The organism is Flavobacterium soyae (assembly GCF_021245985.1).
GTDB lineage: Bacteria > Bacteroidota > Bacteroidia > Flavobacteriales > Flavobacteriaceae > Flavobacterium > Flavobacterium soyae.
On the sequence record NZ_JAJQXA010000022.1, the window covers coordinates 19,424 to 34,086 of the forward strand.

The window sequence follows — 14,663 nt, forward strand, 5'->3', positions numbered from 1 at the left end:
ATTGCACGGGCGGAGGGATTCGAACCCCCATCAACGGTTTTGGAGACCGCTATTCTACCCTTGAACTACGCCCGTAATTAAAAGCCAGTGATTTCAGTTAAGAAAATCAACTGGCTTTTTTTTGTATTATAATAGAATTACTCTACGATTTCAGTAACCTGTCCAGCACCTACTGTTCTACCACCCTCACGGATAGCAAAACGTAAACCTACGTTCATAGCGATCGGGCTTAATAAAGCAACTTCAATAGTTAAGTTATCACCTGGCATTACCATCTCTACACCTGCTGGTAAAGTAATAACTCCTGTTACGTCAGTTGTACGTACGTAGAACTGTGGACGGTAGTTATTGTGGAATGGAGTGTGACGTCCACCTTCTTCTTTTTTCAAGATATAAACCTCAGCTTTGAATTTAGCGTGTGGTTTTACTGAACCTGGCTTAATAATAACCATACCTCTTTTGATATCAGCTTTATCAATACCTCTTAACAATAAACCTACGTTATCTCCAGCTTCACCTCTGTCAAGGATTTTACGGAACATCTCAACTCCTGTAATAGTAGAAGTTAATTTTTCAGCTCCCATACCGATGATCTCAACAGGATCTCCAGTGTTAGCAACTCCAGTTTCGATACGACCTGTAGCAACAGTTCCACGACCTGTAATTGTAAATACGTCCTCAACTGGCATCAAGAATGGTTTAGCTACGTCACGTACTGGCTCTTCGATCCAGTTATCAACAGCTTCCATTAATTCGATAATTTTAGGTACCCAGTTTGGATCATTGTTTAATCCTCCTAAAGCAGAACCTTGAACTACAGGACCATTATCTCCATCATATTCGTAGAAAGATAATAAATCTCTAATTTCCATTTCAACAAGCTCTAATAACTCAGCATCATCAACCATATCCACTTTGTTCATGAAAACAACGATTCTTGGAATACCAACCTGACGTCCTAAAAGGATGTGCTCACGAGTTTGCGGCATTGGACCATCTGTAGCAGCAACTACTAAGATAGCTCCGTCCATTTGAGCAGCACCAGTAACCATGTTCTTTACGTAATCCGCGTGACCAGGACAGTCAACGTGAGCGTAGTGACGGTTAGCAGTTTCATACTCTACGTGTGATGTATTAATAGTAATACCTCTTTCTTTCTCCTCTGGAGCGTTATCGATTTGATCAAACGATTTTGCTTGACAGTAACCAGCATCTGACAATACTTTTGTAATTGCAGCAGTTAATGTAGTTTTTCCGTGATCCACGTGTCCAATTGTACCTATGTTTAAGTGCGGTTTGGAACGATTAAAATTCTCCTTTGCCATTTTACTTAATTTTTAATCTTAGTTATATATTAATTTTCAATTTCCTACTTACTTGAGCCAATGTCGGGATTTGAACCCGAGACCTCTTCCTTACCAAGGAAGCACTCTACCCCTGAGCTACACCGGCAGAGTTTCAATTTTAGATTTTAGATTATTGATTTTAGATTAAAACAAAAAAAATGAATCGAGTTCATTTTCTCTTAAACCTAAATTCCGAAATCATTAATCTGAAATCAAAATCGTGGGGAGAGCAGGATTCGAACCTGCGAAGTTCACACAGCAGATTTACAGTCTGCCCTCGTTGGCCGCTTGAGTATCTCCCCTAATAATTTACAATTTCAAATTTACCGCTTTAGATCAATCTTAAAACTGTTTTTTTTGTCGTAAATTTCTGTTTTTCAATATTTTAAAAGAACCTATTTCAAATTGCATTTGAAATATTTTTGAGCCGATAGAGGGACTCGAACCCACGACCTGCTGATTACAAATCAGCTGCTCTAGCCAGCTGAGCTACATCGGCGAATACATTAAAAAAGTCCGCTATTTCTAACGGACTGCAAATGTAGCTATTTTATCTTTGAATCAAAACATTTTTTTAAAAAAATTTCAATTAAATATGTGCTCTGATTTTTTCTTTCCTTTTTACCAGTAAACGTTCTAAAGATTCTGCCGAAAGTTCAACTGCTTCCTCAAAGGTTTTACATTGCTTTTTAACCAAAAATTCATCTCCCGGAACATTAATCTTAATCTCTACCGCCTTATTCTCCTTATCACTTGTTCTTTCAACTTTTAAAAAAACATCAGCCGAAACTACTCGGTCGTAATACTTTTCAAGTTTATCCATTCTTTCTTGAATAAAATCCACCAATTTTCTGTCGACAGTAAAGTTAACTGCATGAACATCTACCTTCATAATAATAATTTTAGGGTTAAACATTTCAGAATTATTATTTATTTCTCGGATGAGCATCTGAATAAACTTTTTTAAGCTCTGCTAAACTATTATGAGTATAAACTTGCGTAGATGCCAGACTCGAATGCCCTAATAACTCCTTAACTGAATTTAAATCTGCTCCGTTATTTAATAAGTGAGTCGCAAAAGTATGCCGAAGCACGTGAGGACTTTTTTTTACCTTTTCAGAGACCCTACTAAAGTAACAATTTATTAATCGATACACAAACGATTCACTCAATTTTAACCCTTTTTTCGAAATAAAAAAATAATCCAAATCCACAATTTCCCCAACCCCCAGTCTTTCTTTTAAATACAAATCAATCTGGTCTGCAACAATAGGCAGAAGCGGAATAATTCGCTCTTTATTTCTTTTTCCTAATACCTTAATAAGATTTGAAGATAAATCAACATTCTTTACCATCAAACCTATTAATTCTGCCCGACGCATCCCCGTTGTATAAAAAAGATCAACAATAAGCTTATCTCTTATTTCTTCAAACCCAGAAGGAGAATCTACCCCAAGCATTAAATCATTTATTTCTTTTTCTGAAAACGGAATCTGGACAATTTTAGGCGTTTTAAGCGCTTTATGTTTAAGCATTGGATTTATATCTATCTGCTTAATCTTTAAAAGAAATTTATAAAAGGCTTTTAAGGAAGCCATTTTTCGGTTTACAGAAACATTAGAAATTTCCTGATCGACTAAAGAAACTATCCAGCTTCTTATCTGACTATAATTAACCTTCTCAACATTTTCCTGCTCAAAACGAGATTTATTAAATTCTTCAAAAAAACTTATATCGTTCAAATAAGCATTAACTGTATGTGGAGAATATTTTTTTTCCAGCTGTAAATAATCACGAAAAGCTTCTTTATTTGATTTCATAAGAAAGTTTTTTTTCTGATTTATACCTATTATATATAAACCACAAGAAGATTTTTAAAATAAAAAAACCGTTAGCATCAAAGTTAAAACTTTTTGATGACTAACGGTAATTATTTTTGAAAAGCGAAATACTAACTTTCTAAACTATCTTTCAAAGTTTGAATGTAAGCAGCTTTTTGAATTTGAGCTCTTTTTACAACAGAAGGCTTAATAAAAGCAGTACGCGCTCTTAATTGACGAACAGTTCCTGTTTTATCAAATTTTCTTTTATAGCGCTTTAATGCTCTATCGATATTTTCTCCGTCTTTAATTGGTATAATTAACATAATATAGACACCTCCTCTCGTTAAGGCTGCAAATGTAAAAATTAATTATTAATTATTAGTTATAAATTATGAATTATTTTTTTTGGAAAAAAGAGACAAGAATCAAAGAAGCAAGATAATAGATATAATATTCTTTATTCTTTATTCTTTATTCTTTATTCTTTATTCTTTATTCTTTATTCTTTATTCTTTATTCTTTATTCTTTCAACAAATTTCTCGAGATAACTAATTTTTGAATTTCAGTTGTTCCTTCTCCAATAGTACATAATTTAGAATCTCTATAGAATTTCTCTACCGGAAAATCTTTTGTGTAACCATAACCTCCGTGAATCTGTACTGCTTCATTTGCAATTTTCACACAAGCTTCTGAAGCATACATTTTTGCCATTGCACCAGAAGTCGTAACGGGTTTGTGCTGCTGTTTTAAATATGCAGCTTTGTGCAGTAACAATTCAGAGGCTTCGATTTCTGTTGCCATATCGGCCAGTTTAAATGAAATTCCCTGAAAACTACTGATTGGCTGACCAAACTGATATCTTTCTTTTGAATATTTTAATGCCGCTTCATAAGCCCCTTTTGCAATTCCTAATGATAAGGCTCCAATTGAAATTCGGCCTCCGTCTAAAATTTTCATTGCCTGAACAAATCCCTGCCCAACTTCTCCCAATCTGTTTGCATCTGGAACCCGGCAATTATCAAAAACCAACTCGGCAGTTTCACTTGCACGCATTCCTAATTTATTTTCTTTTTTACCAGAAGAAAATCCTGCCATTCCTTTTTCTAAAACAAAAGCAGTCATTCCTTTAGAATCTCCTTTTTCTCCCGTTCTTACAATTACAACCGCTACATCTCCAGAAATAGCATGCGTTATAAAGTTTTTAGCCCCATTAATAACCCAGAAATCTCCATCTTTAACTGCAGTTGTATTCATTCCTCCTGCATCAGAACCTGTATTATGTTCTGTTAAGCCCCAGGCGCCAATATATTCTGCAGTAGCAAGTTTTGGTAAATACTTTTTCTTTTGTTCTTCGTTTCCAAATGTCAAAATATGGTTTGTACAAAGCGAATTATGTGCTGCTACTGATAAACCAATTGAAGGATCTACTTTCGAAATCTCCTCAACAACTGTAACATATTCGTGATAACCTAATCCGGACCCTCCATATTCTTCGGGCACTAAAACCCCCATAAATCCCATTTCTCCAAGTTTTTTAAATAAATCAACTGGAAAAATCTGGGCTTCATCCCACTCCATTATATAGGGTTTTATATTCTTTTCTGCAAAGTCTTTTATAGATTGGGCAATCATAGACTGCATTTCGTTATAATCAAAATTCATTATTTACTAATTTTTTAGAACTCCAAATATAAACTAATTATTTTTGCTTTTTCAACAGGAAAACCTTTAATTTTTGACAAATCCTCAATATTATTGAAATTTCCATTCATACTTCTATATGTGACAATTTGTTTTGCAAGAAAATATTTAAAGTACGGAAATTGTGCTAATTCTTTTAATGTCGCGTCGTTTATGGCAATCTTCTTAAAACCTGCTGGTATAACAACCTTAAAATGGCTATTTAGCTGTGTTATAACTTCTGGCGAAAGTCCCCAAACTTCTTCGAGCTGTTCCATAGAAACAAAACCGCCTAAAGTTTCTTTCTGTTTTAATATTCTTGAAGACAATGCTTCTCCAATACCATATATTGCAATTAAATCTTCCTGACTGGCTTCATTTATGTCTTTGATTATTACGTTTTCTTTTTTAGAAAATGTTTTTTGAACATATTCTTTTTTCTCCGTCTTAAAGTCGTTTTTCTTTTGTGTCCAATCCGGGAATTTAAACAATGGAGACATTACCTTTAATAATGAATCTGAGATTTGAGTTACTTTTTGAAACTCTTCGGCTGAATTTACATATTTATCTTCTTTTCGGAATGCTAATAAACGGTCTATTTCTTCAACAGACATTCCGAGTTTGTATCCTTTATAATCAGAAATGAAATTAGGATTAAAAGTATATACCTTATGTTTCTCATTATATTTTATCTCTTTCGCTGCATCAATTTCTTTTTGCAGGGACAGCCATTTATCTTCTTCAGAAAAAGTTTCTTCAGACTGATCGAAATCGGCAAAGAAATAAATTAACTGCAATGCGATAATAATTATAAAAAGTAAAAAAATACCAATTCTTTGCTGACTAGTAAATTTAAAAAATTGCTTGAACATCTTGAAATTTGTGGTTGTTATAAATGTATTGATATTATAAAAGGCATAAAATACGGGATAATATTTTTATTTATTAAGAAAAATACTAAAAATATTATTTTCTAAATTGATATACCTAACTTAATCGATATAATAGAGATTAAATAAACACAGCTTTAGCAGAACATTGATAACAGGAAAAATCAAAAAATTAAATATTTTATAACTTAAAATATGATTATTGTTTTTATTTTTTACAAAAAACGATACATTTGGAGCTTAATAACAATAAACCAATATTATAATATGTCAATTTGGAAAACTAAACCTCTTTCGGTCCTGCTTGGTGAAGCATCCGAATCTGAAAAAGGATTAAAAAGAACCTTATCTTCACGTTCGCTTGTTGCACTTGGAGTAGGAGCAATTATTGGAGCGGGACTATTTTCGCTAACAGGAATTGCAGCCGCCGATCATGCGGGTCCAGCCGTTACAATTTCTTTTATCTTAGCAGCAGTAGGATGTGCATTTGCAGGCCTTTGTTATGCTGAATTTGCTTCGATGATTCCGGTTGCCGGCAGCGCCTACACTTATTCATATGCCACTATGGGAGAATTTATGGCATGGATTATTGGTTGGGATTTAGTTTTAGAATATGCATTAGGCGCCGCTACAGTAGGTGTAAGCTGGTCCCGTTATTTACTTGAACTGCTTGCTAAATTTAATATTCATCTTCCTCCTGACTTAATTTGTTCTCCTTGGGAAACACTAACACTTAGTAACGGAACTGTTATTGAAGGTGGAATTATAAATCTGCCAGCTATATTTATCGTTTCATTACTTTCTTTATTATTAATTAAAGGAACAAAAGAATCAGCAACAATAAATAACTTATTAGTTGTTGTAAAAGTTGCCGTTGTTATCATTTTTATTGTATTAGGATGGAAATTTATTGATCCAACCAACTACATTCCTTACATTCCTAAAAACACAGGGGTATTTGGAGAGTTTGGATGGTCAGGTATTGCAGCTGGGGCTGGAACTGTATTTTTTGCTTTTATTGGTTTTGATGCTGTTTCTACTGCTGCTCAAGAAGCTAAAAATCCACAAAAAGGAATGCCTATTGGTATTTTAGGTTCATTAATTATCTGTACGCTTTTATATGTATTGTTCTCTCACGTTATGACAGGACTTGTACCTTATTATAAATTTGCAGGAGATGCAAAACCTGCTGCAACTGCTTTTGCCGTAACGGGATATGATTTTTTACAAACTGGTTTAATTATTGCAATTTTAGCCGGTTATACTTCTGTAATGCTGGTTATGCTTATGGGACAAAGCCGTGTTTTCTATACAATGAGTAAAGATGGTTTATTACCTCCTTTCTTCAGTGAAATTCATGCAAAATTCCGTACACCTTGGAAAACTAATCTTTTCTTCTTAGTATTTGTTAGTTTGTTTGCCGGGTTTGTTCCTGTAAGCGACTTAGGACATATGGTAAGTATTGGAACCTTATTAGCCTTTGTGTTAGTTTGTATTGGTGTTATGGTAATGCGTAAAAAAATGCCAGATGCTCCAAGAGCTTTCAGAACTCCTTTGGTTCCATTTGTTCCAATTGCAGGAGTTGTAATTTGTTTAGCTTTAATGTATTCGTTACCAAACGAAAGCTGGGCTAGACTTGTTGTCTGGATGGCTTTAGGTATTCTTATCTATTTTGTGTACGGTAAGAAAAACAGTAAATTAAACAATCCGGAAAAATAATTTTCTGAACACAAAATAAATAAAAAAGGATCATGAAGTTATAATTACTTTATGATCCTTTTTTATGCTTAAATTTTGAACTATAAATCGAAAACAGAAGTTCTTTTTGCCCGGATTAAATCTTTAAGGCGAATCCAGAAGGCCAATGTAAGATAGACTCCAAAACCTAAACCAGCTGTTACAAACGAAATGTAAATAAAAAACAATCTTACACTTGTTACACGCATTCCCAGTTTATCTGCAAGCCTTGACGATACATGAAAACCGTATTTTTCGAAAAAGAATTTTAGTTTTAAAATAGCTGACATCTTGATTTTAGATTTTAGGCTTTATCCTTCGACTTCGCTCAGGATGACAAAAGTACAAATTATCTCATTAATACATTTTCTAATTGCTTAATTATTTTTAAGCAGCTCTAATCCTAATGCGCATTTTAAACAAGCTTTGTGGCTGCAATATTCATTTTTAAGTTCCAGTAATGTTTGGGTTTCAAATGCATTTTTAGATTTTATTCCGAAAGAAGTAAACTTGTCGATAATGGCATTTTTTTCTGGTGCAACTTCATTCATAAACTCTATTAAATCTTCAGAAACAGATTCTCCCATTATGGCAGAATAAGCAAACTGAATTGGAATTATAGTATTTATAATAACTAAATCAAGAAACGATTTGGATAATGTTTTCGTTTTCTTCGGGCTTTCTTTATCAAATTGATAATGATTCTGCCAATATGGGCTTACAGAAACATTTAGCAGTTCATACACACTTTTAGCTGATTTTAAAGCAATTATTTTCGAAAACAAGTTTTGATGTTTATGATACAAATTAGCCAGCTGAGAAAGCCTGATTGTTGGAAAATTATCTGGCCTGTGTTTAAAAAACTGAACGGGATCTATAAATGATTTTTCTAACTGATATTTATGCAGCAGATAAAAATACCTAAACCTTAAATCTTTAAAATAAACATCTTCTTTTTCTCCATCCAGTAAATTTAAAGTTCCCAAAAGCAATGATTCCAGATTTTCTGCTTCAAAGCTTTCTTTTCTTATAATTGAAAAAGGAATTGATTTTGACATTTGAAGAAAAGCTGAACCATTAGTGTTTAAACCAAAATTCTTCGCCAAAAGGCAAAATAAAACTGCTTCCCAATCCTGATTTGTTTCTTCAAGCAATTTATAAACAAATCTCGACTTGCGCTCTAATCGCTCAAAAAACAATCTTTCCTGCCAGTTTTTAAAAACAAAATCATCGATTTCATTTATTTGTTTTTCGCACGAAATCCAGGTTTTAGGAGAAAGCAGCGCATTGTAATTACCTAAAACTTCTTTTTCTACATAATCTTTAAGGACCAGAACTGGAATTTCAGTATTATTTTCTCTAAAAATTGCAGTATCGTTTTCCCAAACTACATGAAGAATTACATTTTCGTAAGCGGCATCTTTTTCATGGTTGTGCAGATACCAATCTGAAGATTTTATGTGTATCTCTACATTCCCGGCCCATTTTTGATCGCCGATTTTAATATGAGCATTAAAAAAATCCGGCCCCGAAAGTTCTAAATAATCGCCGGTTTTAATAATCGTGATTGGTTCATTTTGAGTAGTTTTAAGATTCAAAGTATCAAACTTTTTGAATCTCCAGAGATAATGAAGAAAGTCTTCTTTCATTTTAGATTTTATATTATTACAAAAGCTAAAAGTACTAAATTTAATATTATTCTTACAAAAAAAATATATTATCTAATTTCAAGAAGAAAAAATCCATAAACCTAATTGCAAAACAATCAGATTTATGGATAAATTTTATATAAAGGCGTATTTTATTTTATTGAGCCAATAATATCATATTTAGTAATAATATGGTGATTCCCGTTTCCTAAATCAACTAAAACGGCATCATTTTCTTTTGTAAATAATTTCGAAACTTCTTCGATTGGAGTTCCTAATTTTACAATTGGAAAAGGTTTTCCCATTACTTCTTTTATTGGTTTTTCGGCTACGTTTTTATCGGCAACATAGCTTCTAAACAAATCAGTTTCATCCACAGAACCAACAAATCCGTTGATATCAACAACCGGAATCTGCGAAATCTTATATTTACGCATACGTTCGATAGCATGCGAAACTAATTCTTCTGTACGAACAACGATCAATTCTTTATCAATATGATCTTTAATAACATCTTCAGCCTTCGTAACGTTTTCTTCTAAAAATCCACGTTCGCGCATCCAGTCATCATTAAACATTTTTCCAACATAACGGCTTCCAGAATCGTGAAATAATACCACAACAACATCATCCGGTTTAAAATGCTCTTTTAACTGCAGTAAACCTTTAATACAAGCTCCGGCAGAATTTCCAACAAAAATTCCTTCTTCGAGTGCAATTTTTCTTGTATAAACTGCAGCATCCTTATCGGTTACTTTTGTAAAACCATCAATTAGAGAAAAGTCAACATTTTTTGGTAAAATATCTTCTCCAATTCCTTCTGTTATATAAGAATAGATTTCGTTTTCATCAAAAATTCCGGTTTCGTGGTATTTTTTAAAAACAGAACCATAAGTATCAATTCCCCAAATTTTAATGTTTGGGTTTTTCTCTTTTAAGTATTTTCCAACTCCGGAAATTGTTCCGCCCGTTCCAACTCCTACAACAAAATGTGTAATTTTACCATCAGTTTGTTTCCAGATTTCCGGTCCGGTCTGCTCGTAATGTGCCAATGAGTTTGACAAATTATCGTATTGATTTACATACCAGGAATTTGGTGTTTCTTCTGCCAGACGCTTTGAAACTGAATAATACGAACGAGGATCAGTTGGTTCAACATCTGTAGGACAAACAACTACTTTTGCGCCAACAGCACGCAGGATATCCATTTTTTCTTTAGATTGTTTGTCTGAGATTACACAAATCAGTTTGTAACCCTTTATAATTGCAACAAGAGCAAGTCCCATTCCGGTATTTCCAGAAGTTCCTTCAATAATAGTTCCGCCTGGTTTAAGTCGGCCGTCAGCTTCGGCATCTTCAATCATTTTTACAGCCATTCTGTCTTTTACAGAATTTCCAGGATTAAAAGTTTCGACTTTTGCTAGTACTAACGCATCAATTTCAGCAACAATTTTGTTGAGTTTTACCAATGGCGTATTACCAATTGTTTCTAAAATATTATTTGAAAAGTCCATTTTTATTTAAATTTAATATTTGGTTTTTTAGGTAAAGCTACGCTCAGTTTTTTATTGGAAGAAATTCCAAACTAAACCAAATCTGATAACAAAATCACGATACGGATTATTAGGTGCAGAGTAATAATTACTGCTGGAAAATAAAGCATTTAAATGTTCTCCTTTAAGATAAAAACGAGTTTGACGAATCCTTGCATTTAAGAAAACATCAAAAGTGGCATAATTTCCAATTTCTTTTTTATCCTGCACAAAAAACTCCCCAATTACCGGGTTATAATCGTTAGCATAATATTTAGTAAAGTAATTAAATACAATTCCTGCCTGAGCATATAATGCTTTTTTGAAATAATGATTTGAATAGTAGAATGTATTTCTGGTTACAAAATCAGGTACATTTAAAATCAAATCTGATTGATCTACTTTTTGATATAAAAGTGTATTGTCTAAGGCAAATTTTCCGAATTTAAATTCTTTATTCGCCTTTATTTCTAAATAATTAATTGCATTTCCGTATTGGGCCGGGCTTATAATTTGGGTTCTAACTGCATCCTCTTCATCATCAGATACATCTTCAAAATACAAATGATCTTTTAAAACAGTATAGTTAACTTCGGCATTTAACCAAGGTGTATAAATATTGGCCCCTAACGAATTGATTTTTTCATTTTTAAAATCATTCGACCAGTTGTAGGATACATAACTGCTTTGGTACAAGTTATAATTGTTGTTTGGCAGTTTATTAATGTTTCTGTATCTAAAATCAAACTGAATCTTCTTGCTTAAAGTATAACGCAGTTTTGCATCAAGATCAGAAAGAGATTGATTTGTAATAGATCTTGTATACAGGAATCGGCCATTCCATTTATTTTTTTGATATTCATACTGACCGCCTACATTGTTAATCTGTAGAAATAAATTATCCTGAATAGTTCTTCCATCTTTAAAAATAATAATTTTATCGTATTGATAATTAGACCTGTAATCATCAACAAAGAAATTAAACTTTCCTAAAAGAGAATTTTCATAAGCAGCTCCAACTTTGTTATAAAGTCTTTCAAAATGTGTTTGATCGTTTATATTACTGGTCACATACGATTCACCAAAACGTTTTACAGGATCTTCGATTCCGTCAACCGCAGAAAGTACTGTTGGCTGGTTGTATTCAAAAAATTTATTCTCGTAATTTAATTGATGGTTTATATATAAATTATTGTCTCCATGTGTAGGATTTATTCTAAAAGCATGATCAAAAAACAAACGTCTTCCTTTTAAAAATGACTTCGCATCTGTTAAATAAACCTGCAGACGCTGACGGTTTTTAAAATCGGGATCGTCGCTTTCAAAATCTTCCGTAGTGGTAATCCCTCCGTTTTCTTCATTCGAATTATCCTGATACGTATAATGTGCATTCAGTGCATACCTTCTGCTGGTAGTTGCGTAACTTGTTGTAAATCTAAAATTTCCTGCGCTGACCAATTGGTTTATATAATCTCCTTCTGAACGTAAACCTTTGTATGCAATAGAAAAATTAAGATTTTTAGAAACATTCAGCGTTATAAACGAATCAACATTTTGCCCTTTATTAATAGTTGTATTAAAAAACAGTTCCGTAAAAGGTGTCGCCGCAGAGTAATATCTAACTTCGTCTGCCTGTATATAATTAGAATGCATGGCACTAAAACCAATTTCCGGATACGGTGAAAAACTCGTTAAACTATATTGTAATGTATTTAACGGCTGACCAATATTCGAAAATTCTAAAAGCCCGAAAAGATCTTTTCTAAGATGATTTTGTTTATAAGCACTTTTTATTGTCAGCGAAGTATCGGCATAAATAGTATCATGTTCAAGCGTAATAATTTGATACTGATCTATTGTTGCAATTTTTGCCTTCTTCTTTTTAACAGTATCTGTTATACTGGAATATTGCGTATTCATATCTAAATTATTTTTAGAAGCTGGTTTTGGTTTTTCCTGAGAAAACAATAATGCTGGTACAATTAATAGATATAGAAAAATGAATATTCTCATTTGATGGCTTTATATGTAATTATTTCGACAAAATTTGTTGAGCAAAGGTAAAAGATAAATATGTATAAATAAAAAAACACTTCAATTTATACAATTACCTTAGCAGACAGTATGAAAACGAATATTTTTACATAAAATTTTATGATATTTGCCTTTTAAAATTTCAAAAAAATGCTTGCAAAAAATTTCTCGGGATTTGTTTTAGAAACTGGAACTGACGAGGCTGGCCGCGGCTGTCTTGCAGGACCTGTAACTGCTGCAGCCATAATTCTGCCTGAAGATTTTGAGCACGAAATTTTAAATGACAGTAAACAATTGTCTGAAAAAATGAGGTTTTTTTTAAAGCCAATTATCGAAAAACATGCAGTTTGTTTTGCTGTAACACATTTGTTTCCAGATGAAATTGATGAAATAAATATCCTGAATGCTTCGATGAAAGGAATGCAGGAATGTATTTTAAAATTAAAACATGTTCCTGAATACATTATTGTTGATGGAAACCGCTCGCTGAATGCAAAACTTGGCCTAAAAAACACTTTTGGAAAGCAATTTTCTAAGGAAGAAATTGCATTACTAAAATCAATACCAAATAAAAGTATTATAAAAGGCGATGCAAAATTCCTGAGTATTGCTGCAGCTTCTGTTTTGGCAAAAACCTATCGGGATGAATATATGGATCAAATTCACGAAGAATTCCCTATGTATAACTGGAAAAAAAATAAAGGTTATCCAACAAAAGAACACCGCGAGGCCATTAGAAAATATGGTCCAACAAAATACCACCGAATGAGTTTCAGGCTTTTACCGGATCAATTAGAACTCAATTTCTTTGAGGAATAAAAAAGACTTAGCAAATTAGATAAGTCTTTTTTATTGAAATTCTTTATTAACTAAAAACTTTAAAAACAGAAACATAACATTGTATACGGTCATTAAACTTCCCGTATGCTATTTTCTGCTTTTTAAGAATTCTGCAAATTGTTTGGTATCAAAATAAAATGGTCTGATTGCGGTAATTTTTCCGTTTTTTAGATCAAAATGTTCTGAAATGGGCATAGAAAGTGTTTTACCGGATTTTTTTGCTTTACATTTTATTGTAAAATAAATAATCACTCCATTTTTTGTCGCATCGCTAAAATAAACCGGTTCTTTTTCTATTTCCAAGTCAAAAAACTCATTAGATTTTGCATACATCTTCGTCCATTCATTAAACCCAGCATACGTTCCGCCATAAGGCAGTCCTTCTGCCTGACTGTAAATTGCACCATCTTCTATTAACGCTGCCATTTTAATAAAATCTCTGGTTTTAAAAAGACATTCATAATATTGCGCGACAACCTTAAAATTATCGGCCTCAATATTTTGCAAAACTTCAGCCTCAGACAAAGTAACATCTGTATTCCAAAAACCGATAATCTTACTTACCTGACCTTTACCGTTTAATCTGGCAAAATCACGACCTCCCATTATAGGCTCTTTTTTCTTTGAATCAATAATTTTCCAGTCCCAGGTTACATAATTGTCTTTTACAACTTTTGCCCCCGATGTTAATACGGCATCAGGAAACTTTTTATAAAACTCATTTATAACATTATTTAAAGCAGCCTGTCCTTTTATAGAAGCCGAAGGGTCTTCAAAAGTACTATCGTCCAGCCAGATTGTTTTAATCAGTTTTAATCTTGCATCACTATTTTTCTCCTGCCAAGCTTTTTCATAAACCGCAATTGGATTTAATTTATCTTTCTTTTGAGCAAAAAGACCATTAAGCATAAATAGGAAACATACAAAGTAGATTTTTCTCATAGGTCGTTAGATTATATTTGGTTAAAGCTTATCTTAAAGTATAAAACCAAATTTACCATAAAAACATTAGAAAACCACGATATTCCTGTAATTTGCTGTCAATTTAAAATCTTGGTCCTTAGCTGGACATTTTTAGATTTTATGCAATAATTCTTTTTTAAAATAAATTTCTATTGAAAAACAGAAACT

The 14,663-nt window shown here is 32.7% G+C and carries 13 protein-coding genes and 4 tRNA genes; 2 read left to right on the forward strand and 15 right to left on the reverse strand.

Annotated elements, in window-relative coordinates; translation table 11 throughout:
- Positions 1–4 precede the first annotated feature (4 nt).
- From LUU93_RS19755 to LUU93_RS19800, 10 genes are all read right to left on the reverse strand, one after another.
- Positions 5–75, reverse strand: a tRNA-Trp gene (locus LUU93_RS19755).
- Positions 76–137: 62 nt separating this feature from the next.
- Positions 138–1,325, reverse strand: a complete 1,188-nt coding sequence (gene tuf / locus LUU93_RS19760; protein ID WP_109192121.1) for an elongation factor Tu — start codon at positions 1,323–1,325, stop codon at positions 138–140.
- A 55-nt stretch (positions 1,326–1,380) separates the two neighbouring features.
- A tRNA-Thr gene (locus tag LUU93_RS19765) sits at positions 1,381–1,452 on the reverse strand.
- Positions 1,453–1,567: 115 nt separating this feature from the next.
- Positions 1,568–1,648 (reverse strand) — tRNA-Tyr (locus LUU93_RS19770).
- A gap of 123 nt (positions 1,649–1,771) precedes the next feature.
- Positions 1,772–1,845 (reverse strand) — tRNA-Thr (locus LUU93_RS19775).
- A 90-nt stretch (positions 1,846–1,935) separates the two neighbouring features.
- Positions 1,936–2,238, reverse strand: a complete 303-nt coding sequence (gene hpf, locus LUU93_RS19780; RefSeq protein ID WP_042564006.1) for a ribosome hibernation-promoting factor, HPF/YfiA family — start codon at positions 2,236–2,238, stop codon at positions 1,936–1,938.
- Positions 2,239–2,272: 34 nt separating this feature from the next.
- Positions 2,273–3,166 (reverse strand): tyrosine-type recombinase/integrase, encoded by an 894-nt coding sequence (locus LUU93_RS19785; protein WP_232682878.1) that lies wholly within the window; start codon positions 3,164–3,166, stop codon positions 2,273–2,275.
- A 131-nt stretch (positions 3,167–3,297) separates the two neighbouring features.
- Positions 3,298–3,492: a 30S ribosomal protein S21 gene (gene rpsU / locus LUU93_RS19790; protein ID WP_012024008.1), complete on the reverse strand. Its 195-nt coding sequence runs from the start codon at positions 3,490–3,492 to the stop codon at positions 3,298–3,300.
- 197 nt (positions 3,493–3,689) lie between these two features.
- On the reverse strand, positions 3,690–4,832 hold the full coding sequence (locus LUU93_RS19795) for an acyl-CoA dehydrogenase family protein (RefSeq protein WP_232682879.1): 1,143 nt from the start codon (positions 4,830–4,832) through the stop codon (positions 3,690–3,692).
- 14 nt (positions 4,833–4,846) lie between these two features.
- Entirely contained in the window at positions 4,847–5,722 is an 876-nt protein-coding gene (locus LUU93_RS19800; protein WP_232682880.1) for a ComEA family DNA-binding protein, read from the reverse strand.
- 285 nt (positions 5,723–6,007) lie between these two features.
- On the opposite strand from LUU93_RS19800, the gene LUU93_RS19805 reads away from it, so the two are divergent.
- A complete protein-coding gene (locus LUU93_RS19805; RefSeq protein WP_232682881.1) occupies positions 6,008–7,459 on the forward strand; it encodes an amino acid permease in 1,452 nt (483 codons plus the stop codon).
- A gap of 80 nt (positions 7,460–7,539) precedes the next feature.
- Here the strand turns inward: LUU93_RS19805 and LUU93_RS19810 are convergent, their stop codons facing one another.
- The 4 genes from LUU93_RS19810 to LUU93_RS19825 all read right to left on the reverse strand — a co-directional run bounded on the left by LUU93_RS19810 (position 7,540) and on the right by LUU93_RS19825 (position 12,671).
- Complete coding sequence (locus LUU93_RS19810; protein ID WP_007810860.1) at positions 7,540–7,767, reverse strand: PspC family transcriptional regulator; 228 nt, start codon at positions 7,765–7,767, stop codon at positions 7,540–7,542.
- Between the two features lie 87 nt (positions 7,768–7,854).
- Entirely contained in the window at positions 7,855–9,126 is a 1,272-nt protein-coding gene (locus LUU93_RS19815) for a DUF2851 family protein (protein WP_232682883.1), read from the reverse strand.
- Positions 9,127–9,278: 152 nt separating this feature from the next.
- Positions 9,279–10,640, reverse strand: a complete 1,362-nt coding sequence (locus tag LUU93_RS19820; protein ID WP_232682884.1) for a pyridoxal-phosphate dependent enzyme — start codon at positions 10,638–10,640, stop codon at positions 9,279–9,281.
- A gap of 51 nt (positions 10,641–10,691) precedes the next feature.
- The gene (locus LUU93_RS19825; protein WP_232682885.1) at positions 10,692–12,671 is read right to left on the reverse strand and encodes a putative porin; all 1,980 of its coding nucleotides are present in this window, start codon (positions 12,669–12,671) and stop codon (positions 10,692–10,694) included.
- A 171-nt stretch (positions 12,672–12,842) separates the two neighbouring features.
- Between LUU93_RS19825 and rnhB the strand changes: the two genes are divergently transcribed.
- On the forward strand, positions 12,843–13,511 hold the full coding sequence (gene rnhB, locus LUU93_RS19830) for a ribonuclease HII (RefSeq protein WP_232682886.1): 669 nt from the start codon (positions 12,843–12,845) through the stop codon (positions 13,509–13,511).
- Between the two features lie 108 nt (positions 13,512–13,619).
- Here rnhB and LUU93_RS19835 read toward each other — a convergent pair whose 3' ends face one another.
- Positions 13,620–14,474 carry a nuclear transport factor 2 family protein gene (locus LUU93_RS19835; protein WP_232682887.1) on the reverse strand — a complete coding sequence of 285 codons (855 nt, stop codon included), beginning with the start codon at positions 14,472–14,474 and terminating at the stop codon, positions 13,620–13,622.
- Positions 14,475–14,663 lie beyond the last annotated feature (189 nt).